The 20320-nt window shown below is 68.4% G+C and carries 19 protein-coding genes; 7 read left to right on the top strand and 12 right to left on the bottom strand.

From position 1 onward, the window contains the following. Positions 1-15: 15 nt before the first annotated feature. From cobJ to I8N54_RS01075, 6 genes are read right to left on the bottom strand one after another with little or no spacing between them, the layout of a single operon-like run. Positions 16-1842, bottom strand: coding sequence for a precorrin-3B C(17)-methyltransferase (gene cobJ, locus I8N54_RS01100; RefSeq protein ID WP_140194348.1), 1827 nt, complete (start codon positions 1840-1842; stop codon positions 16-18). Beyond that, entirely contained in the window at positions 1833-2534 is a 702-nt protein-coding gene (gene cobI / locus I8N54_RS01095; protein ID WP_140194349.1) for a precorrin-2 C(20)-methyltransferase, read from the bottom strand. The genes cobJ and cobI overlap by 10 nt, the downstream gene beginning before the upstream one ends. Next, positions 2531-3733, bottom strand: coding sequence for a precorrin-6y C5,15-methyltransferase (decarboxylating) subunit CbiE (gene cbiE, locus I8N54_RS01090; RefSeq protein ID WP_140194350.1), 1203 nt, complete (start codon positions 3731-3733; stop codon positions 2531-2533). The genes cobI and cbiE overlap by 4 nt, the downstream gene beginning before the upstream one ends. Then, positions 3730-4371 carry a precorrin-8X methylmutase gene (locus I8N54_RS01085; protein WP_140194351.1) on the bottom strand — a complete coding sequence of 214 codons (642 nt, stop codon included), beginning with the start codon at positions 4369-4371 and terminating at the stop codon, positions 3730-3732. The genes cbiE and I8N54_RS01085 overlap by 4 nt, the downstream gene beginning before the upstream one ends. After that, the gene (locus tag I8N54_RS01080) at positions 4371-5495 is read right to left on the bottom strand and encodes a sirohydrochlorin chelatase (RefSeq protein WP_140194352.1); all 1125 of its coding nucleotides are present in this window, start codon (positions 5493-5495) and stop codon (positions 4371-4373) included. The genes I8N54_RS01085 and I8N54_RS01080 overlap by 1 nt, the downstream gene beginning before the upstream one ends. Continuing rightward, positions 5492-5707: a DUF6732 family protein gene (locus I8N54_RS01075; protein WP_140194353.1), complete on the bottom strand. Its 216-nt coding sequence runs from the start codon at positions 5705-5707 to the stop codon at positions 5492-5494. The genes I8N54_RS01080 and I8N54_RS01075 overlap by 4 nt, the downstream gene beginning before the upstream one ends. Before the next feature lie 308 nt (positions 5708-6015). Between I8N54_RS01075 and I8N54_RS01070 the strand changes: the two genes are divergently transcribed. Further along, positions 6016-6987, top strand: a complete 972-nt coding sequence (locus I8N54_RS01070) for a glutathione S-transferase family protein (RefSeq protein WP_140194354.1) — start codon at positions 6016-6018, stop codon at positions 6985-6987. 62 nt (positions 6988-7049) lie between these two features. Further along, positions 7050-7595, top strand: a complete 546-nt coding sequence (locus I8N54_RS01065) for a hypothetical protein (RefSeq protein WP_140194355.1) — start codon at positions 7050-7052, stop codon at positions 7593-7595. A 4-nt stretch (positions 7596-7599) separates the two neighbouring features. Here the strand turns inward: I8N54_RS01065 and I8N54_RS01060 are convergent, their stop codons facing one another. Next, positions 7600-7962, bottom strand: coding sequence for a response regulator (locus I8N54_RS01060; protein WP_140194356.1), 363 nt, complete (start codon positions 7960-7962; stop codon positions 7600-7602). A gap of 202 nt (positions 7963-8164) precedes the next feature. Between I8N54_RS01060 and I8N54_RS01055 the strand changes: the two genes are divergently transcribed. The 5 genes from I8N54_RS01055 (at position 8165) to I8N54_RS01035 (ending at position 12574) form a co-directional block, all read left to right on the top strand. Further along, the gene (locus tag I8N54_RS01055) at positions 8165-8530 is read left to right on the top strand and encodes a DUF1636 family protein (RefSeq protein ID WP_140194357.1); all 366 of its coding nucleotides are present in this window, start codon (positions 8165-8167) and stop codon (positions 8528-8530) included. Next, positions 8527-9516: a threonine-phosphate decarboxylase gene (locus I8N54_RS01050; RefSeq protein WP_140194358.1), complete on the top strand. Its 990-nt coding sequence runs from the start codon at positions 8527-8529 to the stop codon at positions 9514-9516. The genes I8N54_RS01055 and I8N54_RS01050 overlap by 4 nt, the downstream gene beginning before the upstream one ends. Then, positions 9513-10412: an adenosylcobinamide-phosphate synthase CbiB gene (gene cbiB, locus I8N54_RS01045; RefSeq protein WP_140194359.1), complete on the top strand. Its 900-nt coding sequence runs from the start codon at positions 9513-9515 to the stop codon at positions 10410-10412. The genes I8N54_RS01050 and cbiB overlap by 4 nt, the downstream gene beginning before the upstream one ends. Positions 10413-10487: 75 nt before the next feature. Continuing rightward, the gene (locus I8N54_RS01040; protein WP_140194360.1) at positions 10488-11669 is read left to right on the top strand and encodes a lytic murein transglycosylase; all 1182 of its coding nucleotides are present in this window, start codon (positions 10488-10490) and stop codon (positions 11667-11669) included. A gap of 5 nt (positions 11670-11674) precedes the next feature. After that, the gene (locus tag I8N54_RS01035) at positions 11675-12574 is read left to right on the top strand and encodes a glycosyltransferase family 2 protein (RefSeq protein ID WP_140194361.1); all 900 of its coding nucleotides are present in this window, start codon (positions 11675-11677) and stop codon (positions 12572-12574) included. Positions 12575-12654: 80 nt separating this feature from the next. Here the strand turns inward: I8N54_RS01035 and I8N54_RS01030 are convergent, their stop codons facing one another. The 5 genes from I8N54_RS01030 to I8N54_RS01010 form a co-directional block, all read right to left on the bottom strand. Then, entirely contained in the window at positions 12655-13440 is a 786-nt protein-coding gene (locus I8N54_RS01030; RefSeq protein ID WP_231592553.1) for a transglutaminase-like domain-containing protein, read from the bottom strand. A 109-nt stretch (positions 13441-13549) separates the two neighbouring features. Continuing rightward, positions 13550-17005 carry a chromosome segregation protein SMC gene (gene smc, locus I8N54_RS01025; RefSeq protein ID WP_140194362.1) on the bottom strand — a complete coding sequence of 1152 codons (3456 nt, stop codon included), beginning with the start codon at positions 17003-17005 and terminating at the stop codon, positions 13550-13552. A 129-nt stretch (positions 17006-17134) separates the two neighbouring features. Further along, entirely contained in the window at positions 17135-17905 is a 771-nt protein-coding gene (gene nagB / locus I8N54_RS01020; RefSeq protein WP_140194363.1) for a glucosamine-6-phosphate deaminase, read from the bottom strand. A gap of 1 nt (position 17906) precedes the next feature. Then, a complete protein-coding gene (locus tag I8N54_RS01015; protein ID WP_140194364.1) occupies positions 17907-19022 on the bottom strand; it encodes an ABC transporter ATP-binding protein in 1116 nt (371 codons plus the stop codon). A 67-nt stretch (positions 19023-19089) separates the two neighbouring features. Continuing rightward, entirely contained in the window at positions 19090-20307 is a 1218-nt protein-coding gene (locus tag I8N54_RS01010) for an extracellular solute-binding protein (RefSeq protein ID WP_140194365.1), read from the bottom strand. Between the last annotated feature and the right edge of the window lie 13 nt (positions 20308-20320).

Raw genomic sequence — 20320 nt, 5'->3', positions numbered from 1 at the left:
CCGGAAGAGGGGCCGTCAGCCCTCGGCGAGGTCCCCGTCGATCCTGCGCGCGTAGCCGCGCGGCGTGAACATCCTCGGCCCTTCGCCGAGTTGTGCCAGGCGGCTCTGCGACGAGCCGACGAGGACGACGGTCAGCATGTCGACCTCGTCCACCTCCAGCGCGTCGAGGCGGCGATAGCGAAGCTCTTCCTCCGGCCGGCCAAGGTTGCTGGCGAGCATGACCGGCGTGTCCGCGGGGCGGTGCTGAAGCAGGATGTCCCGCGCCTCGGCCAGCAGGGTGCGGCGGCGCATGGAGACGGGGTTGTAGAAGGCGATCACGAAGTCGCCCTCCGCCGCAGCCTTGAGCCGCCTGACGATATCCTCGCGCGGGGTCAGAAGATCGGACAGTGAAATCGCGCAGAAGTCGTGGCCGAGCGGTGCGCCGGCGCGGGCCGCCGCACCCTGCAAGGCCGAGACACCGGGCGAGCATATGACCTCCGCCCGGCGTGCGGCATCGCTGACGCCGCCTGCGTCCGGATCGCGGTCCAGCAGTTCGAAGACCAGCGCGCCCATCGCGTAAATCCCCGCGTCGCCCGAACAGACGAGTGCGACGTCCCGCCCCTCCCCCGCGCGCTCGAGGGCGTAGCGGCAGCGTGCCTCTTCCGAGCCGAGCGGGAAGTCGCTGCGCTTCTTGCCCGCCGCCAGCGGACCGAGCAGGTCGATGTAGAGCGAATAGCCGACCAGCTCTTCCGCCTGGCTGACGAAGCGCGAGACTTCGGGCGTGCGCCAGCTGGCCTGACCGGGGCCGATCCCGACGACCGAAAGCCTGCCGCGCGGGCGACCATGCGGCACGGCGATCGGCTCTGCCACCTCGGCGATGGCACAGGTCGCGTTGGCGGTCTTGGCCTTTTCGCTGCGCAGCATTGCGCCTGTGCCGCCGCCAGCGAGCGCGGCGGCTTCGGCGACGCCGTGGCAGCCCACCTCGGCGAACACGACGTCCGAGGGGTTTGCGAGGCGCGGTGTCTCGGCTTCAAGCGTCGTGGCGTCGAACAGGCGGAGCGGCAGGTTCAGCTTGCGGGCCAGCGCGTTGACCGCAGGCTCATCCGCCTTGAGGTCGAGCGTGCAGAGCCCGGCGAGCGAGGCAGGCGACAGCTTCGCCTGCGCGAGCTGTTCGGTGACGAGCGCGTCGAGCTCCTCCGCCAGGCAGTTCCGCGCGCAGCCGACGCCGAGGATGTAGCGCCGGGGATGGAAGGTCAGCACGTCGGGCCTTGCGGGTTCCGTCGTGACGTCGATCGGCACGGTCTCGCCAGTGTCGGTGGTGCGGTCGGTCAGCGGCGCAAGCCAAGCTGCGAGGTCGAGCGCGTCGCCGCCGACCTGCGGCGCGGCACCGGCGAGCAGCGCCGCCATCGTGTCCTTGGCGAGGTGCGCGTTGGAGATGGCCCACCCCTCCGGCGGTTCGTCCAGTGCGAGGCCCATCATGTTGTCCCCGGCGGTCGTCACGGCGGCGGTGCCTTCGAGCGCCTCGGCGACCTGCCGCGCGAGTCGGTTCGCGCCACGATGCCCGCCGAGCAGCGGCACCACGACACTACCGTCGTCGGAGACCGACAGGACCGGCGGTTCGCTTCGCTTGTCCGACAGGACGGGCGCAACGCCGCGGATCAAGATACCACTCGCCATGACGCCAATGATGGGCGTTCCGGCAAGAAAAAGGTCTCTCGCATGATCGAGGGCATTGTCGAAGAAGACGTCCGCCTCCACTCGGCCAGACCGGCCGTGTAGCGGAGCGCCGAGGGCATCGGCAATCCTGCGGCCAGTCGCTTCGCCGGAACGGGTCATCACCAGAACGGCGGGTGTCACAGCCATGGGTCCGCTCCCTTCGTCACGAGGATCATGGAGAAATAGGGGGCGCTGTCGCCGACCTCGGCCAGCGGCAGGACGCGCTCTTCGGCGAGGGTCGCGCGTTCGACATAGATCGCGCGGTCGAGCAGACCGATCCGGGCCAGCGTGTCGCGTATACGGGTAAGGTGGCGGCCGACCTTGAGGATCGCCACCGTCTCCGCCTCGGCCATGCGGGCCTCGAGCTGATCGTCGGGCAAGGGGCCGGGCAGCACGACCAGCCGCTCGTTGCGGGCGACAAGCGGACGCCCGCTTCGGGCGGCACAGGCGGTCAGGGAGGTCACGCCGGGCACGACTTCGACGTGGTAACGTTCGGACAGACGGGCGTGCAGGTACATGAAGGAGCCGTAGAAGAACGGGTCGCCTTCGCAGAGACAGACCACGTCCCGACCGGCATCGAGCCGCGCGGCGATCAGATCCGCACCTTGATCGTAGGCCGCCTGCGCGGGGCCACGGTCGACCGTCATGGGAACCGGAAAGGCGATCTCTTCCGTGCCGGCGGGGACCAGTTCGGCAACGATGCGGCGTGCGAAGGAGTCGAGACCGGGTGCCACCGGGTAGGCGATGACCGACGCTCCTTCGATCAGGCGGGCGGCGCGGAGGGTCAGCAGATCCGGCGCGCCGGGCCCGACGCCGACACCGTGGAGGGTGCCGGTCATCGTTTCACGAGGCTCCACTGCGTGACCGGCATCGACGGACGCCAGCCGGTCATGTCGCCGATCGGTTCGGCCCTGTGAATTTGCAGTTTCACGAGCTGGCCCCCGTGCGCCTTGTGCAACCGGATAAGCTCGGCCTCGCTTTCAAGCGTCACCGCGTTCGCCACCAGCCGCCCGAGGGGGCGCAGTGCGTCCCAGGCCGCAGCGAAGACTTCGTCCGACAGGCCGCCGCCGATGAACACGGCGTCGGGCGGGTCGAGACCGTCGAGTGCGGCGGGCGCTTCGCCCTCGACCACTTCGAGCCGGGGCGTGCCTAGGGCGAGCGCATTCTCCGCCGCCATCGCGCGACGGTCGGCGCGAGGCTCGATCCCGACGGCGCGGGCATAACGGGCGGCGCGCATCCATTCGATCGCGACGGAGCCACAGCCGGTGCCGATGTCCCAGAGCAGCGCACCCCGCATCGGCATCAGCTTGGCGACGGTGGCCGCGCGGACCTCCTGCTTGGTCATCGTGCCGTCGGAGCGGAAGAGCTCGTCGGCCAGACCTGGCACGCGGGGGACCAGGGCGGCGTCGGGCGCGGCGATACATTCGACCGCGAGCGTATTGAAGTCAGGAACCTCGTGCGACCAGTCCTCGGCGATGCCGTCGAAGCGCTGCTCGCGGTCGCCGCCCATCGCGGCGAGAACGGTCATTGTCGACTTGCCGAAGCCGCGCTTCGTCAAGAACGACGCGATCTTCGCTGGCGTTTCAGCGCCCGTTGTCAGAATAAGACATTTCTGGTCGGGCTGGATGAAGGCGATCATCTGCTCGACCGGGCGGCCGTGAACGGTCAGTGTCTCGACATCGGCAAGGCTCCACCCCATGCGGGCGGCGGCGAGCTGGAACGCGGACAGCTGCGGGTGATAGACAATTTCGGACGGGTCGATGGCGCGCCCGATCCGCGCGCCGACGGAGAACCAGAGCGGGTCGCCTGTAACCAGAACGACGGCGCGGCGGCCCTTCAGACCACGGATCGTGTCGATCATCGCGTCGAACGGCGACGGCCACGCGATGCGCTCGGCCGTGACATTTGCGGAAAGGTCGTGGTGCCGGTCCCCGCCGAGGATGACGTCCGCCGCCTCGACGACGGCGCGGGTCGCGGGCTGGAGGCCGGCGATGCCGTCCTCGCCAATCCCGACGACGTGAAGCCAGGGGTCACTCATTGCAGGGCCTTTCGTGAGGCGCCGAGCGCCAGTGCGTTGACGGCGGCCGAGGCCATGGCAGAGCCACCGCGCCGCCCCTTGAGGGCGATGAAGTCGCTGCCGCGCGGATTGGCGGCGAGCTCCGCCTTGCTTTCCGCCGCACCAACGAAGCCGACCGGGAAGCCGAGGATCACGGATGGACGCGGCCAGCCCGCGTCTAGCTTTTCGAGCAGGTGGAACAGAGCCGTCGGCGCGTTGCCTACGGCGACGACGGCGCCTTCGATGCGATCCTCCCACAGCTCCACCGCGGCGGCGGAGCGGGTGGTGCCGAGGTCTTTGGCCATGTCCGCCACCGACGGATCGTTGAGCGTGACGACCACGTCGTTCTCCGCAGGAAGCAGGCGGCGGGTGATGCCAGCGCCGACCATTTCGCAATCGCAGAGCACCGGGGCCCCCGCAGCGAGCGCGAGGCCGCCGGTTTCGGCAGCCGCGGGCGAGAACGCGAGGCGGTCGGCGATCTCGATCATGCCGCACGCATGGATCAGGCGGACGACGACGGGCTCCATCGCGGCCGGAAACCGGTCGAGGCGCGCCTCCCGCCGGACGGTTGCAAAGCTCTCGTCGTAAATGGCCGCCGGATCACGCAGGTAGGGTCGCATCACGGACGCTTCTTTCGCGCGCTCTCGGGACCGTGGGGGTGGTCCGCATGGGGATAGGGCGCGTGATGGTGGTGATGATGATCGTGGTCATGATGGTGGTGATGGCCGTGCGCGTGGTCGTGGCCGTGATCGTGGGAATGGCCATGGTCATGCGCATGGTCGTGGTGATGATGGTGGTCGCCCATATCAAGCCTGCACTCTCCGGTGCAGAAATCGGAGCACAATTTGCAATCCGCCACGTTGGATCCCGGCGCGGACGCGCCCTGCCCCTCGACGTGGTGGTGGTGGCTTTCCTGCGGCGCGCCGACCTCCGCTTCGAAGCCGAGCACCTGCGTGCGGTACTTGCACATCGCGCAGTTCGGCGGCGGCACTTCGCCGTCCATCTCGATCGCGCGTTCGGCGAAGGTCTCAAGCACCTTGGGGTGGCTGCCCAGGTAGCCGGCCTTGATGAACTCGATGTCCGGGTTCGCGGCGGCGACCTGATCGGTGAAGCCGTAGATGCGGTCGATCAGGATGCCCGAGAACAGGAACCACGGGAACACGACGACGCGCTTGTAGCCGAGCTTCGTCACGTGGTTCAGGCAGGGTTCGACCAGCGGGAAAGTGACGCCGGAATAGCCGACCTCGCACCAGCCGAAACCAAGGCCCTCGTGCAGCATCCGGGCGACCTTGGCGACGTTGCCGTTGGCGTCCGGGTCCGAAGCCCCGCGCCCGATCACGACGAGACAGGTCTCGTGGCGCGGCACGTCATCCTTGCCCTCGAGCGCTTCCTCGATCCGGGCGGCGGCGGCGGCGATCATCTTCGGATCGACGCCGAGCTCGCGGCCATACATGACCTCGATCCCGTTCTGCGCAGCGTAGGTCGACAGCACGGTGGGGATGTCGTTCTTGGCGTGCATCGCGGCGAAGAGCATTCCCGGCACGCCGAAGATGCGGTCGCAGCCGGCGTCGCGCAGCCGGTCGAGACCGTCGCGCAGCACCGGGTTGGCGAATTCGAGGTAGCCGTAATCGACCAGCCAGTCGGACGGCAGCAGCGGCGGAAGTTGCTCGGCCAGCGTGGAGAACTCGTCGACGGCGGATTGCGAGCGAGAGCCGTGCCCGCAGATCAGGACCCCGGTCTTCATGCTGCGGACGGCTCGGCGTCCGCCTCCTGGTCCGGTGCCGTTTCGGCTTTTTCCTTGGCGCGTTTGCGGGCGCCGAGCGCCCCGACGACAGCGGCGAGTCCGATGGCCCCCAGCGCGATCCAGTGTCCATGTCCGGCGACTTCCGCGATGTGGCCGGGATGAGCCAGTGCGGGCTGCGCGAGCAGGGTCATGAGGGGAATCAGGATACGCATGGGAGGCTCCTCCACGGATATACGGGGGGACCGGAGCCAGGCGTGGCCCTTCAGGACGATGCGCCGCGTGGTCCCCGATATGGGTCGACCTCTTGGTGCCACCTTTCCGGTCCCGTTTCGGGACTTCGTCACGAGCCCCTGATAGGCCCCCCGCCCGGGGGGCGCAAACGCAAAAGCGGCGGTTTGCGGCGCGCGGCGACGACCGGCCGCCGTGCGCATATGCCGAGCCTGACGTGCGGAACTCTGCCTTTGCGTGCACCGGCGATCAGACTAGCTCAACCAGTGACACAGAATTTAGGGAGATCGGCATGGGCCAGCTCGTTGACGGCAAATGGCAAGACGGCAGCATCGGCGCCTCGGAAGACGGCAGTTTCAAGCGGCAGGCGACGACCTTCCGCAACTGGGTCACGGCGGACGGCTCTGCCGGGCCGAGCGGCGAGGGCGGCTTCAAGGCCGAGTCGGGGCGCTACCACCTCTACGTGTCCTACGCCTGCCCGTGGGCGCATCGGGCGCTGATTTTCCGACAGCTCAAGGGCCTCGCCCCGCATATCGGCGTGTCAGTCGTGCATCCCGACATGCTGGACAAGGGGTGGAGCCTGTCGTCCGACTATCCCGGTGCGACGGGCGACGACCTCTATGGTCTCGACTACCTGCACCAGCTCTACGTGAAGGCCGATCCGGACGTGACCGCCCGCGTCACCGTCCCTGTCCTCTGGGACAAGGAGCGCGAGACGATCGTCAGCAACGAGAGCGCCGAGATCATCCGCATGTTCGACAGCGCCTTCGACGAGATCACCGGCAACCATGAACGCTTCTGGCCCGAGGACCTTCGCGAGGCGATCGAGCCAGTGAACGAGCGCATCTACGACACGGTGAACAACGGCGTTTACAAGTCCGGCTTCGCCGCCACGCAGGAGGCCTACGAGGCCGCCGTCTGGCCGCTGTTCGAAAGCCTCGACTGGATCGAGGACCGGCTCGGCGAGAACCGCTACCTGATGGGCGACCGTCTGACGGAGGCCGACTGGCGGCTCTTCACCACGCTGGTGCGGTTCGATCAGGTCTACCACGGGCACTTCAAGTGCAACCGTCGGCGGATCGTCGATTACCCGAACCTCTGGGGCTACACCCGCGAGCTGTACCAGTGGCCGGGCGTCGCGGAGACGGTGAACTTCGATCACATCCGGCGGCACTACCATTACAGCCACGAGACGGTGAACCCGCACCGGATCATTCCGATCGGACCCGACCTCGACTTCGAAGCGCCGCACGGGCGGGGCTGAGGGCGTTGACCTAAGGTGATCGGTTTGGGACCCTTCACTCACATTAGAGTGAAGGAGTTTCCATGACGATCCGATTTATTGCCGTTTTGTTGCTGGCCGTCACCGGCGGCCAGCTGTCCGCACAGGGTCTGGACAAGCAGTTCACCGCGGCCACCGAGGCGTTCAACTTCGCCGCCGGCGGAGCGCCCGAGGAGATCGCCGCGCTGCAGATCGAGATTCTGTCCTCGGCGGAGGGCACGTGGTTTCCGGCGGACCCGATCTCCGACGGTGGTGCACTGCCCGAGGACGTGGTCGCGCGCGTCTGCGCCGATCACGCGATCACATTCACCCTGAACGATCCGCTGAGCTTTACCCTGTCGCGGCAGGACGGTGCGCTTCAGACGCGCTACGATTACGCCGGCGGCCACACCTACATCTATTCCACCCCGACCGAGCAGGTGCAGGCCTATCTGAGGATCGAGGAGCGCCCGCTGACCGACATGCTTGCCCTGTCGACGCTGCAGTCGGGCGCCTGGCGCGGCTCGACCGCGGTATTCCGGCCCTCTCCTGACATCCTCGTGCTCGCCCGGGCAGGCTGGCCGGTGGCCATCTTCGGCCGCTGTCCCTGACCGGTCAGGCGACCCGTCCGTGATGGCGAACCACTTCGGTGAGGTCCTCGGGCGGGATACCACTACGCAGGAAGGCGCAGGCGTTCGCGCTGAGCCCGAAGATCGAGCCGTCGGCGAAGAAGCGGGTGTTGGTCACCACGATCACTTTCGCTTCGGGGCGCCGGATCTCTGCGTAATCGGCGACGGCGAGCGCACTGCTGCCCCCGAGCACGAGGTCGAGCACGATCACGTCCCACGGCTGGTGAGAGATCGCCTCGATCGCGCGGCGCGCATCGTGGCGCAGCTCGACCTCCAGCCCGGAGCGCTGGAGGTGGCGTTGCCACAAGCGGCCAAGTGGGCGGCTGTCCTCGACGATCAGCACGCGCATCGTCTCTTGCCCGGCATGACCGGCCCTCCGAAAAACTGCCCCCGTGGTGAAGTCCGCCGTGGCAAGTCGCCCGGCAGGTCATGTCTGCGCCCGAATTCCTAACGGAAGGTTACCGGCGTTCGGCGTCAGCGGAAAAACGCGCCCTTGTTCCCGGCGACGTGATCCGCTTCAAGCGTCGGCAACGAGACGCACCGGAGGCCGGATGACCACCTGGATCACCATCTGCGACACCTGCAAGCGAGAGGACTGGGACGCCTCTCTCGGCCGGACGCACGGCGAGATGCTGGCCGAGCTGATCGAGGGCGCCGCGCCGGAAGGACCGGACGTGCGCCTGCGTCGTGTTTCCTGCCTGATGGGCTGTGACCACGGCTGCAACGTCGCGGTGCAGGCGGCGGGCAAGCTCTGCTACACGCTGGGCCGCTTCGAGCCGACGGAGGAGGCGGCGCATGCGATCCTCGACTACGCCCGGATGCATTCGGACTCCGACACCGGCCGGGTGCCTTATCGCGACTGGCCGCAGGGCGTGAAGGGGCACTTCGTCACCCGCCACCCGCCGCTGCCGGAATGAGCGACGTGCGCGACCACGGCGGCGGACTCGACGCCGCCATCGCGCGGTGGGGCGGCACGCGGGAGGGCTGGCTTGATCTGTCCACCGGTATCAACCCGGTGCCCTACCCGGTGGAGGGGCTGACCTCGAACGACTGGACGGCCCTGCCCGACAGCGGCGCGAGCGACCGCCTGACCCGCGCGGCACGCGCCTTCTGGGGGGTGCCGGAGGGGGCGGATATCATCGCCGCGCCCGGTGCGTCGGCCCTGATCGCGCGATTGCCCGCCATCGCGCCACCGGGCGCCGTGCATATCCCCGGCCCGACCTACAACGAACATGCCGCGGCCTTCCGCGCGGCCGGGCGAGAGGTCCGAGACCAAGACGCGCCCGCACCGGTCCGGGTCGTTGTCCATCCGAACAATCCCGACGGACGGCTGCACGAGTTCGGCCCGGACGACGGCTTTACCGTAGTCGACGAGAGCTTTTGCGACGTCACGCCCGAGGCAACGCAGACCGCCCGCACGGCGCGACCGGGACCAATCGTGCTGAAGAGCTTCGGCAAGTTCTGGGGCCTCGCCGGGCTGCGGCTCGGCTTCGCGATCGGCCATGCGGAGACTCTTGGGCCGCTGGCGGAGCTGCTCGGCCCCTGGGCTGTGGCCGGTCCCGCGCTGCGGATCGGGGCGCAGGCGCTCGAGGACCGGGCCTGGGCAGAGGCGACGCGTGCGCGGCTGACGCGGGATTCGGCGCGGCTGGATCGGCTGATGTCCGGACAGGGGGCGGCGCTGGTCGGCGGCACGACACTGTTTCGGCTTTACGACGTCGGCGACGCGGCCGCGATGCAGGAGCGACTGGCGGAGGGGCATGTCTGGTCCCGCCTATTCCCCTATTCCAAGCGCTGGCTGCGCCTCGGGCTGCCCGCACCCGACCGGTTCGGCCAGCTGGAGACGGCGCTCGACGGGACGGCGGGCGGGGCGACGGCGCAGCCGAGCGCCTCCCGGCGGACATGACCGCGCTTCTGCTCGCCGCGCTGCTTGACGCGGTGGCGGGAGAACCACGTTGGCTCTGGTCGCGTGTCCCGCATCCGGTGGTGATCGCGGGACGATTGATTGACTGGCTCGACGGGGCTTTGAACCGGGGCGGCTTCGCCCGCGTGGGAGGTATGGCGGCGACCCTTGGTCTTTGCGGACTCGCCGTCACGCTCGGCCTGTTGCTCGCGGCGCTCCCCGGCGCGCTGGCCGAAGTCATCGTCGGCGCGATCCTTCTGGCGCAGCGTTCGCTCGTCACGCATGTCGCTGCGGTGGCGCAGGCGCTCCGGCTGTCGCTCGGCGACGGCCGGATGTCCGTGGCGATGATCGTCGGTCGGGATACCGCCGCGATGACGGAGCCGGACGTGGCCCGCGCCGCGATCGAGAGCGCGGCCGAGAACTTCTCCGACGGTGTCGTCGCACCGGCCTTCTGGTTGGCGGTCGGCGGCCTGCCGGGGCTGCTGCTCTACAAGGCGATCAACACCGCCGACAGCATGATCGGACACCGCACGCCCCGGCATGAGCGGTTCGGCTGGGCCGCGGCCCGGCTCGACGACGTGCTGAACTGGATCCCCGCGCGCCTGTCCGCGCTGCTGATCCGGGTCGCCGCCGGCTGGCCCGACGCTAATGGCCTCGTCGCGGACGCGCGGCGGCATCGCTCGCCCAACGCCGGCTGGCCGGAGGCAGCAATGGCCCGCGCCCTGAGCGTCGCCCTGTCGGGTCCGCGCAGCTACGCCGGCGAGCGTATCGAGGCACCGTTCGTTCACCCCAACGGTCGGCGCGATCCGGGCCCGCAGGAGATCGACCGCGCCGTCACGATCCTCTGGCGAGCGTGGGCTGCTGGCCTGATCGTGATCGTTCCGTTTATCCTGTTCTGACGCCGCGCCTTTCACGCCCGCCTGCCAAAGGTTAACGTCCGCCGGAATGCCAACGTCCCGGAAGATGACCGCCAGATGAAATTTCGCCTCGCGCTCCCGCTCGCCCTCGCCGGTCTCACGCTCGGCCTGCCCGCCGCCGCGCAGCAATGCGGCGGCCCGTTTCCCGACTTCGTGCAGGGCCTGAAGCAGGAGGCCGTCTCGCGCGGCCATGACCCGGCGACCGCAGACGCCTTCCTCGCCAGCGTGCGGCAGGACCCGGAGGTGATCGCCGCCGATCGTCGACAGGGTGTTTTCCAGCGGGATTTCATCGACTTCTCCCGCCGTCTGATATCGCAGAACCGGATCGACCGGGCGCGGGCCAACGCGTCGCAATACGATGCGACCTTCAACCGGATCGAGTCGGAGTACGGCATTCCGCGCGGCGTCCTCCTCGCTTTCTGGGCGTTCGAGACGGACTTCGGCGCCGTGCAGGGCGACTTCAACACCGCGAACGCGCTGGTCACGCTGGCGCATGATTGCCGCCGTCCCGAGCTCTTCCGCCCGCAAATCTTCGCGGCGATGACCCTGTTCGAGCGGGGCGACTTCGACCCGGCCACGACCACGGGCGCCTGGGCCGGGGAGATCGGGCAGGTCCAGATGCTGCCCGAGGACATCATCACCAGCGGTCGCGACGGCGATGGCGACGGACATGTCGACCTAAAGGGCTCCGCGCAGGACGCGCTGATGTCGGGCGGCTCGATGCTGTCTTCGCTGGGCTGGCGCCCGGGTGAGCCGTGGTTGCAGGAGATCGTCCTGCCGCAGGGGATCGACATGACGCTGACTGGCCTCGACCACGAGCTGACGGTCGGCGAGTGGCAGTCGCTCGGCGTCACGGGGCGCAACGGCGCCCTCGGCGCCTCGAGTCTGCCCGCGTCGGTCCTGATGCCGATGGGGCGCAACGGGCCGGCCTTCCTCGCCTACCCGAATTTCCGCGTCTATTTCGAGTGGAACCAGAGCCTCGTCTACGTGACCACAGCCGCCTACTTCGGCACACGGCTGGAAGGGGCACCGGTCTACGATCCCGGCAATCCTGATCCCGGCCTGAACGGCGACCAGATGGTCGCGTTGCAGCAGCGTCTCGTCGCGCTCGGCCACGATGTCGGCGATGTCGACGGCATCCTCGGAGAAAAGACGCGCGCCGCCGTGCAGGCCGAGCAGATGCGCCTCGGTCTGCCGCCGGATGCCTGGCCGACCGTGGACCTGCTCAACAGGCTCTGACGGGGATGGAATGGGGGGTCTGCACGACCGCGAAGGCCACGGTCGAGCAGACGCTCGCTTTCGTCGCGTGGCACCTCGACCTCGGGGCGAGCCGTATTTGGCTTCATCTCGACGATCCGGAAGATCCCGTTGGCGACCTTCTCATCGGGGCGGAGGGGGTCACCGTGATCCATTGCGATGCTGCGTGGTGGGAAGCGCTCGGTGGGCGGCCCGATCACCACAGCCCGCGGCAGGGGCTTAACCTTCGCCGGCTCTATGCCGAGAACCGGGTGCCGTGGCTCTTCCACCTCGATGTCGACGAGTTCCTGACCGGGGACGCACCGATCGACGAGCTGCTCGACACGGTGCGCACGGACGTCCCTTACATCCGCCTTGCCCCGTTCGAAGCACTGTTCGACTCCTCGCTCGAGGACGACATCTTCACCGCGACAGTCTTCCGCGCGGAGGTGCCGCGCAACATGCCGCGCCCTTGGCTACGGCGGATGTTCGGGGCGTATCGGGACGTGTTGCCGCGCGGGCTTTTGGGTCATCGTGCGGGGAAGTGCGCGTTTCTCGGCGGCAAGGACGTGCGGCCCGGCATCCACGGCCCGTCCCGGTCGATCCGCACCGACTTTCCCTGGCAGCCGTTCAACGAGGACATGCGCATCCTGCATTTCCATGCCAACGACAAGACGGACTGGCTCGCCAAGCTGCCGCGCCGGGTGGCCGGCGGCTATAGCACCAATCATCCGCTGGTGGAGTTCCTCGGCACCGCGAGCGAGATCGACATCCAGAGGTTCTATTATCAGACTCAGACCGCTGTTCCGGAGAAGGTCGCCATCGCACGCGACCAGGGGCTGATCCACGAACAGCGCCTGGAGTTGCGCCGCAGGATCGAGGCCCGCTTCGGGGCACCCGAGGACTGAGCGCACTTTGGCAAAATGGCGCGGGACGGCGGGTGGGGCGCCGCCGGAGGCGCGCGTCACCTGCCGTCCCAAGGCGCGCGTTAGCCGGCGGCGGTCACCGACACGACCTGACGGTTCAACACCGCGTTGCCGTAGAGGGTGAGAAACGCGATCTCCGCAGCGTCGAGGCCGACGCCGACGATCGCGGTCCGGGACGGGCTGCCCATCCCCGTCGCATCGACGAGGTGCCAGCCGTCCTCCAGCCAAATCTGTGCGACCGCGTGGAAATCCGGCGGCGTCACATCGGGGGAATAGACACTCACCATCCGCGCGGGAATGCCCGAGGCGCGTGACAACGTCACCATGAGGTGCGCGAAGTCCCGGCAGATGCCCTGTCGTTCGATGAAGGTCTGAACCGCCGTCGTATGCGGCCCGCTGGAGCCGGGGACATAGGAGACCGCCTGCTGGATCCAGTCCCGCATCGCCGCGATCCGCGCGCCACCGGCGAGATTGCCGAACTCTGCGTTCACGAAGCTCTGGAACTCGTCCGCCGGACAGAAGCGCGATGCGAAGAGGTAGCGGGTCGTCACGGCGTCCATCAGGTGCGGCGGCTGCGAGGCGAGGCCGGAGAGGTCGGCATCCTCACGTGTCACTTCGACCTGGGTCCGGTAGGTGACCTGAAGCGGTCCGTTGGTCTGCATCCAGATCCGTTCGCCGATGTCATCCTCACCCGGAATTCGCGCGGTGTGGGACGCCGGCGGCAGGATGAGTTCGGGAGATTTGACGATCTGCCCGTCGACATTCGCCGCCTCGAGGAACAGCAGCACGTCGGTTGGCCCGCCAAGGCCGTACTCCATGTCGATTTCGATGTTGAGCATATTGGACATTTCGTCTCCTGTCGCGGTCATCCCGTCATCGGCCAACGCCGCCCGGAGCAGCGCGTTCCGCGTCGACGGTATGTTCGATGACATTTCCTTGCGGCGTGCCGCGCAGGCGTCAGGCGACCAGCGCCTCAGCCCGCTTGAGATCGACGGAAACGAGCTGGCTGACGCCCTGCTCGCCCATCGTCACGCCGAACAGGCGGTCCATCCGGCTCATCGTCACGGCGTGGTGCGTGATGATGAGGAAGCGCGTCTCGGTGCGGCGCGTCATCTCGTCCAGAAGGTCGCAGAAGCGGGTGACGTTGGCATCATCGAGCGGCGCATCGACCTCGTCCAGCACGCAGATCGGCGAGGGGTTGGCAAGGAACACCGCGAAGATCAGCGCAAGCGCGGTCAGCGTCTGTTCGCCCCCGGAAAGCAGGGACAGGGTCGACAGTTTCTTGCCCGGCGGCTGGCACATGATCTCGAGCCCCGCTTCGAGGGGGTCGTCGCTTTCGACCAGAACGAGGTTCGCCTCACCGCCGCCGAACAGGTGCGTGAAGAGCGTGGTGAAGCTGCGGTTCACCTCCTCGAAGGCTGTCAGAAGACGTTCGCGCCCCTCGCGGTTCAGGCTGGCGATGCCGCTGCGCAGGGTGCGGATCGCCTCTTCGAGGTCATCCTTGTCGGCGACGAGCTTGTCGTGCTCCTCCTGCACTTCCTTGGCGTCTTCCTCCGCCCGCAGGTTCACCGCGCCGAGCGCGTCGCGCTGGCGTTTCAGCCGGTTCACCTCGGCTTCCACGGCCTCTGCGTTGCCGAGCGCCTCGGGGTCCAGCCCAAGCGCTTCGACCAGCGCCTGCGGGGCCATCTCAAGCGCTTCCTCGGTGCGGGCGGCGGCGGTGGCGACAGCCTCTTTCGCCGCTTCGACACGGGTTTCGGCGCGGGCACGGCCTTCGCGGGCCTCCGACGCAGCGCGTTCGGCCTCACGTTCGGCAAGTGTGGCGTCGCGCAGGATCGTCTCGGCCTCGGCCAGCTTGTCGGACGACGCCTGCCGGCGCTTATCCGCATCGGCGTGAGCGGTCGACAGCTCCTCGCGCTTTGCGGCGATCTGGTCAGGGCGTCCGGCGGCAGAGGCGAGCTCTTCCTCCGCTTCCGCCTTGCGGTCGGCCAACTCGGACGCGCGGGACGACGCGTTGTCGAGCCGGGTGCGCCAGCTGTTCACCTCTTTCGCGACGTCCTGCGCCCGGCGGGCCCGGCTTTCCCCTTCGCGACGAAGTTCGTCGAGTGCGGACCGGCGGGACATCATCGCGATGCGGGCGGCTTCGACGGTCGTCTTGACCGCCTCCACTTCGGCACGCGCTGCGTCGAGATCACCGAGGTCTTTGAGGGCCGCCTCGGCCTCGGCCAGCGCGGCACGGGCGGATTGAGCTTCGTCCTCGTGACGGCGGCGGGCGAGCCCGAGGTTCTCGACCCGACCCTCGGCGAGATCGCGGTCGGCTTCCGCGCGGCTGAGGGCGCGAGCGGCGTCGGCGACGTTGCGATCGGCCTCGCGCCGCGCTTCGCGCGCCCGCTTGTCGGCAGCGGTCAGGTCGGCGAGGCGGGTGGAGAGCGACTCGTGGGCTCGCGCGGCGCCCTCGGCGCGGGCGGTGACCTCTTCGAGATCCTTCTTCAATTCCGTGAGCCGGTTCAGCTGTTGCAGCCGCAGCGCGGCGGCGGAGGGCGCGTCGGCGGCGCCGGCGCGAAACCCGTCCCACCGCCAGAGATCGCCTTCGATCGACACCAGCCGCTGTCCCGGCTTCAGCTCGGCCTGAAGGCGCGCACCATCATCGGCGTCCACCAGTCCCACCTGCCCCATCCGGCGCACGAGGACACCAGGGACGGAAACGTAGTTGGTCAGCGCGACCGCGCCATCCGGTAGGGTCTCGGGCCGGGCATATCCTGGCAGGGCCACCCAGCCCGAGACCGCCTCCTCGCCCACGACAGGGGCGCGGAGATCGTCAGCGAGGGCAGCGCCCAACGCCTGTTCATAGCCCGGCCGGACCTCGACCTGGTCGACAAGCTGAGCGCCGTCGGCGGAGTCGCGGTCCACAAGCCGGGTGAGCGCGGAGACTTCGGCGCGCAGCGCGCTCGCCTCGCCTTCGGCGGCGGAACGTTCGGCGCGCGCCTCCGCCTCGCGGGCCTGCGTTTCGGCGCGGGCGGTGTCGGCGGCGGTCAGCGTTTCCTCGGCGTTCTGCGCGGTCGTGCGTGCCTGCTCCTCCTTGGCGCGAGCTTCGGTCAGTGCGTCCTCGGACCCGGCGAGCGCCTTGGAGGCACCGTCCATTGCGTCCTGCGCCTTGGCAGCTTCGGCCTCACTCCGCGTCAGGGTCTTGCGATTGTCCTCGACCAGCCGGTGCGCAGCCTGATGGCGGGCGGAGAGCCGGGCCATATCCTCGGTCAGGCGGGTGAGGTCGCCCTCACGATCGCGCAGGATGCTGGCGGCCTCGGTCGCCTTCTCCTGCGCTTCGGTCAGCCGGCCCTCGTGCCCCTCGCCGGCCTTGGCGAGCTCTGCGGCCTCTGCCTCCAGACCGGCGATCGTTTCGCCCGCGTCCTTGTTCAGCCCGGCTTCCCGGTCCATGTCGCGCGACAGTTGCGCAATGCGGCCTTCGAGCGCCTCGATGGTGGAACGGGCGCGCTTTTCCTCGTCGGCGAGACCGTCGCGTTCGACCACGAGGCGTTGCAGCACGGCTGCCGCGATCGCTTCTTCTTCGCGCAGGGCGGGCAAGGCCGCTTCCGCCTCTTCCCGGGCCTTGGTGGCGGTGCGCGCGCCGGTCTCGGCCCGCGCGGCGCCGACGGTGGCATCGCGAAGCCCCGCCTCGGCGGCCGAGAGCGCGGCGGCGGCTTCCTTCCAGCGGCGGTAGAACAGCGCGCCCTCGGCCTTGCGCAGCGCCTCGCCGATCTCCCGGTAGCGGGCGGCCTGCTTGGCCTGCCGCGCAAGCTGGCCGAGCTGTCCGGCGAGCTGTTCGATCACGTCGTCGACGCGGGCGAGGTTTTGCTCGGCGTTATTCAGCTTCAGCTCCGCCTCGTGCCGGCGCTGGTAGAGGCCGGCGATCCCGGCGGCGTCCTCGAGGATGCGGCGGCGGTTCTTCGGCTTGGCGTTGATGAGCTCGCTGATCTGGCCCTGGCGCACCAGTGCGGGCGAGGTCGAGCCGGTCGCGGCGTCAGCGAACAGCATCTGCACGTCGCGCGCCCGCACGTCTTTCGGGCCGACCTTGTAGGCGGACCCGACGTCGCGGGTGATCCGGCGCGTGATCTCAAGCAGGTCGCTGTCGTTGAACCCGGCGGGCGCGAGGCGGTCCTGGTTGTCGATGACGAGCGACACCTCGGCATGGTTGCGGGCCGGCCGGGTGGCGGCACCAGCGAAGATCACGTCTTCCATACCGCCGCCGCGCATCGCCGTCGGGCGGTTCTCGCCCATTACCCAGCGCAGCGCCTCAAGCAGGTTCGACTTGCCGCAGCCGTTCGGCCCCACGACGCCCGTCAGCCCCTCGGCGATGACGAGGTCGGTCGGGTCAACGAAGGACTTGAAGCCGTTCAGCCTGAGCCGTGTGAAGCGCACTGCGGTTGTTTCCGATTCTGCTCTTTCGGAAAAGCCTGCCGCCGCGAGTGGGGTTGAGTCAACGACGACGCTACCGCATCTGCGCCGACTCGCCGCCTTATCCCCAAGATATTGACGCCGCGCAGTCGGTCAGACGAGCGCGACGCCCTGTTCGGCCACGGTGTAATGCTCGCGCAGCTTCAGGAGGCACGCTGCCTCGGTGTCGAGGATCACCATCACCGACGGGTGGTGCTGCAGGATCGACGCCGGGCACATGGCCGCGACCGGACCTTCGATCATGTTGACCACCGCCTCGGCCTTCTTGGCCCCGACGGCGAGCACGAGGATATGCCGCGCTTCCATGATCGTCGCGATGCCCATGGTGATCGCGGTCGTCGGCTGGGTCTCGCCCTCGCCGAAGAAGCGGCTGTTGGCCCGCAGCGTGCTGGCCGTGAGTGCCTTCTCCCGCGTGCGGGAAGCGAGCGACGAGGTCGGCTCGTTGAAGCCGATATGCCCGTTGCGGCCTAGTCCGAGGAGCTGCACGTCGACCGGACCGAGCCGGGCGAGATCCGTCTCGTAGGCCTCTGCCGCCTCTTCCGGGGGCAAGTCGCCGCGCGGCACATGAGTCCGCGCGGGGTCGATGTCGACATGGCGGAACAGATGCTCCTCCATGTAGCGACGGTAGCTCTGAGGGTGATCGGGGGCGAGACCGACATATTCGTCGAGGTTGAAGGTCGTCGCCTTCGCGAAGCTGAGGTCGCCTCGCTTGTAGCGGCCGATCAGGTCCTCGTAGAGCGGCTCCATCGTGCCGCCGGTGGCGAGTCCGAGCACGGCCTCTGGCCGGTCGGCAAGCCGACGGGCCAGCACTTCGGCGGCTTCCGCCGCCGCGGCGGCGGGATCTTCGTGAACGCGAACGCGCATGTCAGACCGCCAGCTCCATCTCCTCGAGGCGGACGCGCCGGGTGAAGGCGTGTCCGTTGGAGTCGAACAGGTGCGCGTCGGCCGGGTCGAAACTGACAGCCGATTCCGCACCCAGCGTGACCGGGACGGTGCCCTGCGCGACGACGTTGATATCGGTGCCGGCCTTGTCCTTGGCGTAGATGACCGTCTGGCTGCCGAGCCGTTCCACCACCTCGGGGATGAGCGTGAGCTTCGCGGACGCCTCGTCGCCGGGCTTCAGGTCATCGGGGCGGATGCCGACCTCTACCGTCTGGCCGGGCTGGGCGCTGCCGTCGACGGGCAGCACGGCCTCGGCCCCACCGGAGAAGCGAAGTCGCACGCCGCTGGCCTCGGTGCCGATGACCTCGGCGGGCAGGAAGTTCATGTTCGGGTTGCCGATGAAGCCCGCGACGAAGCGCGAGATCGGCTTGTGATAGAGCTCCAACGGAGAGCCGACCTGTTCGATCACACCGCCCTGGAGAACCACGATCTTGTCGGCCATGGTCATGGCCTCGATCTGGTCGTGAGTGACGTAGATCATCGTGTTCTTGAGCTGGCCATGCAGGCGCTTCAGCTCGACGCGCATCTCGGCGCGGAGCGCGGCATCGAGGTTCGACAGCGGCTCGTCGAACAGGAAGACCTTCGGCTCCCGGACGATGGCGCGGCCGATGGCGACGCGCTGGCGCTGACCGCCCGACAGGGCGCCCGGCTTGTGGTCGAGCCGTTCGGTAAGTTTGAGCACCTCGGCGGCGCGCTGCACCTTCTGTTTCACTTCCGCCTCGGGCGCCTTTGCGACGCGCAGCGGGAAGGCAATGTTCTCGTAGACCGACATGTGCGGATAGAGCGCGTAGCTCTGGAACACCATCGAGATGGCCCGCTTGACGGGGGGCAGGTTGTTCACCACGCGGCCGTCGATCTCGATCTTGCCGGAGGTGATCTCCTCCAGCCCGGCGATCATCCGCAGCATCGTGGATTTGCCGCAGCCCGAAGGGCCGACGAAGACGACGAATTCACCGTCGGCGATATGCAGGTCGGTCGGACGGATCACCTCCATGTCTCCGAAGGATTTCGTCACCGCCTTGAGGTCTAGATGTCCCATCCGGGCCCTTTCTGATCTGTGTTCGGGGGCGGCAAGCGTGCCGCCCCCGGAAGTCGTTTCTCGAGGATCACTCCTCGGCGAGGTCGACCAGTTCTTCCTGCGCGTCGGCGGCGGCCTCTTCGGCAGTCGCTTCTTCAAGCAGAACGGCCTGGATAGCCTCGTTGATGACGTCCTGCATCGAGACGTAGTCGATCAGCTGCGGCTCCGGGCCACCGTTCGGGATCGCTTCGATGAAGGGCGCCCAGGAGGCGTCTTCCTCGATGAGGGCAGCAGTGTCCTCGGTCTGGCGGATCGGCGTCCAGCCGCCGGCCAGGTCGAACTCGGACTGCCGCTCGGGCGAGGTCAGGTAGGTGATGAGGTCCATGGTGGCCTCTTCCACACCCGTGCCGTCGAACACGACGAGGCTGTCGGTGATGAGCAGAGTGCCGCTATCGCCCGACGGGCCGGCCGGGATCGGCGCGATGCCGTAGTTCGTGTCTTCGCCGACCGACTGACGGCCCCAGCCGCCGTTGGTGTACATGGCGATCGCACCTTCGGCGAACAGCGGCTCGAGCGAACCACGGTCATAGGCCAGCGGGCCTTCTTCGACGTACGGCGCGAGATCGGCGTACAGCTGGAGCGCCTCGACAACCTCGGGGCTGTCGAAGGTCACGGTGCCGTCGTCCTGAAGGATCGTGCCGCCGTTGGAGTACACGAAGTTCAGCCACTCGTGCATCGTGTTGTCGAAGTCGGCAGCCGGGACGCCGAAGCCGGCGGCATCGGTGTTCTCGGAGATCGCCTGAGCGGCGGTGACCATCTCTTCCCAGGTGGTCGGGCCGTCGGGCATGTCGAGGCCGGCTTCTTCGAACAGGTCCTTGTTCCAGAACAGGGCCTTGGTCGAGAAGGCGCGGGGCAGACCCCAGATTTCGCCGTTGACCTGAACGGTGGACAGGACGGACGCTTCGTAGGTGTTCGTTTCTTCCTCGGTCAGGTCGATCGGCAGGATCAGGCCGCTGTCGGCCAGCTGCGGCAGCACGCGGGAGCCCATGTAGGCGGCGGCGGCGGGGTCACCGGCAGAGGCGAGCGTGATCGCGCGTTCCTGGCAGGAGCCCCAGGGCACATACTCGAAACGGACGGTGTAGTCGGGGTTATCCTCGAGCCATGCGTCGGCGTGGGCTTCCTGAACGGGGTTCTGTTCGTCGGCACCGGCACCACAGTTGATGATGTGGATTTCCTGCTGCGCCGCGGCGGCACCCGCGAAGAGCGCCAATGCGCTGGATGCGAGAACGAGATGGGTCTTTTTCATATCGGTTTCCCTG

Origin of the sequence: Pelagovum pacificum (assembly GCF_016134045.1) — a bacterium.
GTDB lineage: Bacteria > Pseudomonadota > Alphaproteobacteria > Rhodobacterales > Rhodobacteraceae > Oceanicola > Oceanicola pacificus_A.
The sequence above is the reverse complement of the archived record's forward strand: the minus strand, read 5'-3'. Positions and strand labels throughout refer to the sequence as shown.

Bases quoted from the DNA above. Each gene is read 5' to 3' on its own strand.
- cbiB (WP_140194359.1), top strand. From the start codon at position 9,513: ATGACCGCGCTTCTGCTCGCCGCGCTGCTTGACGCGGTGGCGGGAGAA.
- I8N54_RS01070 (WP_140194354.1), top strand. From the start codon at position 6,016: ATGGGCCAGCTCGTTGACGGCAAATGGCAAGACGGCAGCATCGGCGCC.
- I8N54_RS01060 (WP_140194356.1), bottom strand. From the start codon at position 7,962: ATGCGCGTGCTGATCGTCGAGGACAGCCGCCCACTTGGCCGCTTGTGG.
- I8N54_RS01055 (WP_140194357.1), top strand. From the start codon at position 8,165: ATGACCACCTGGATCACCATCTGCGACACCTGCAAGCGAGAGGACTGG.
- cbiE (WP_140194350.1), bottom strand. From the start codon at position 3,733: ATGAGTGACCCCTGGCTTCACGTCGTCGGGATTGGCGAGGACGGCATC.
- I8N54_RS01040 (WP_140194360.1), top strand. From the start codon at position 10,488: ATGAAATTTCGCCTCGCGCTCCCGCTCGCCCTCGCCGGTCTCACGCTC.
- I8N54_RS01050 (WP_140194358.1), top strand. From the start codon at position 8,527: ATGAGCGACGTGCGCGACCACGGCGGCGGACTCGACGCCGCCATCGCG.
- I8N54_RS01065 (WP_140194355.1), top strand. From the start codon at position 7,050: ATGACGATCCGATTTATTGCCGTTTTGTTGCTGGCCGTCACCGGCGGC.
- I8N54_RS01085 (WP_140194351.1), bottom strand. From the start codon at position 4,371: ATGCGACCCTACCTGCGTGATCCGGCGGCCATTTACGACGAGAGCTTT.
- I8N54_RS01015 (WP_140194364.1), bottom strand. From the start codon at position 19,022: ATGGGACATCTAGACCTCAAGGCGGTGACGAAATCCTTCGGAGACATG.
- cobJ (WP_140194348.1), bottom strand. From the start codon at position 1,842: ATGGCTGTGACACCCGCCGTTCTGGTGATGACCCGTTCCGGCGAAGCG.
- I8N54_RS01075 (WP_140194353.1), bottom strand. From the start codon at position 5,707: ATGCGTATCCTGATTCCCCTCATGACCCTGCTCGCGCAGCCCGCACTG.
- cobI (WP_140194349.1), bottom strand. From the start codon at position 2,534: ATGACCGGCACCCTCCACGGTGTCGGCGTCGGGCCCGGCGCGCCGGAT.
- nagB (WP_140194363.1), bottom strand. From the start codon at position 17,905: ATGCGCGTTCGCGTTCACGAAGATCCCGCCGCCGCGGCGGCGGAAGCC.
- I8N54_RS01080 (WP_140194352.1), bottom strand. From the start codon at position 5,495: ATGAAGACCGGGGTCCTGATCTGCGGGCACGGCTCTCGCTCGCAATCC.
- I8N54_RS01035 (WP_140194361.1), top strand. From the start codon at position 11,675: ATGGAATGGGGGGTCTGCACGACCGCGAAGGCCACGGTCGAGCAGACG.
- I8N54_RS01010 (WP_140194365.1), bottom strand. From the start codon at position 20,307: ATGAAAAAGACCCATCTCGTTCTCGCATCCAGCGCATTGGCGCTCTTC.
- I8N54_RS01030 (WP_231592553.1), bottom strand. From the start codon at position 13,440: ATGTCCAATATGCTCAACATCGAAATCGACATGGAGTACGGCCTTGGC.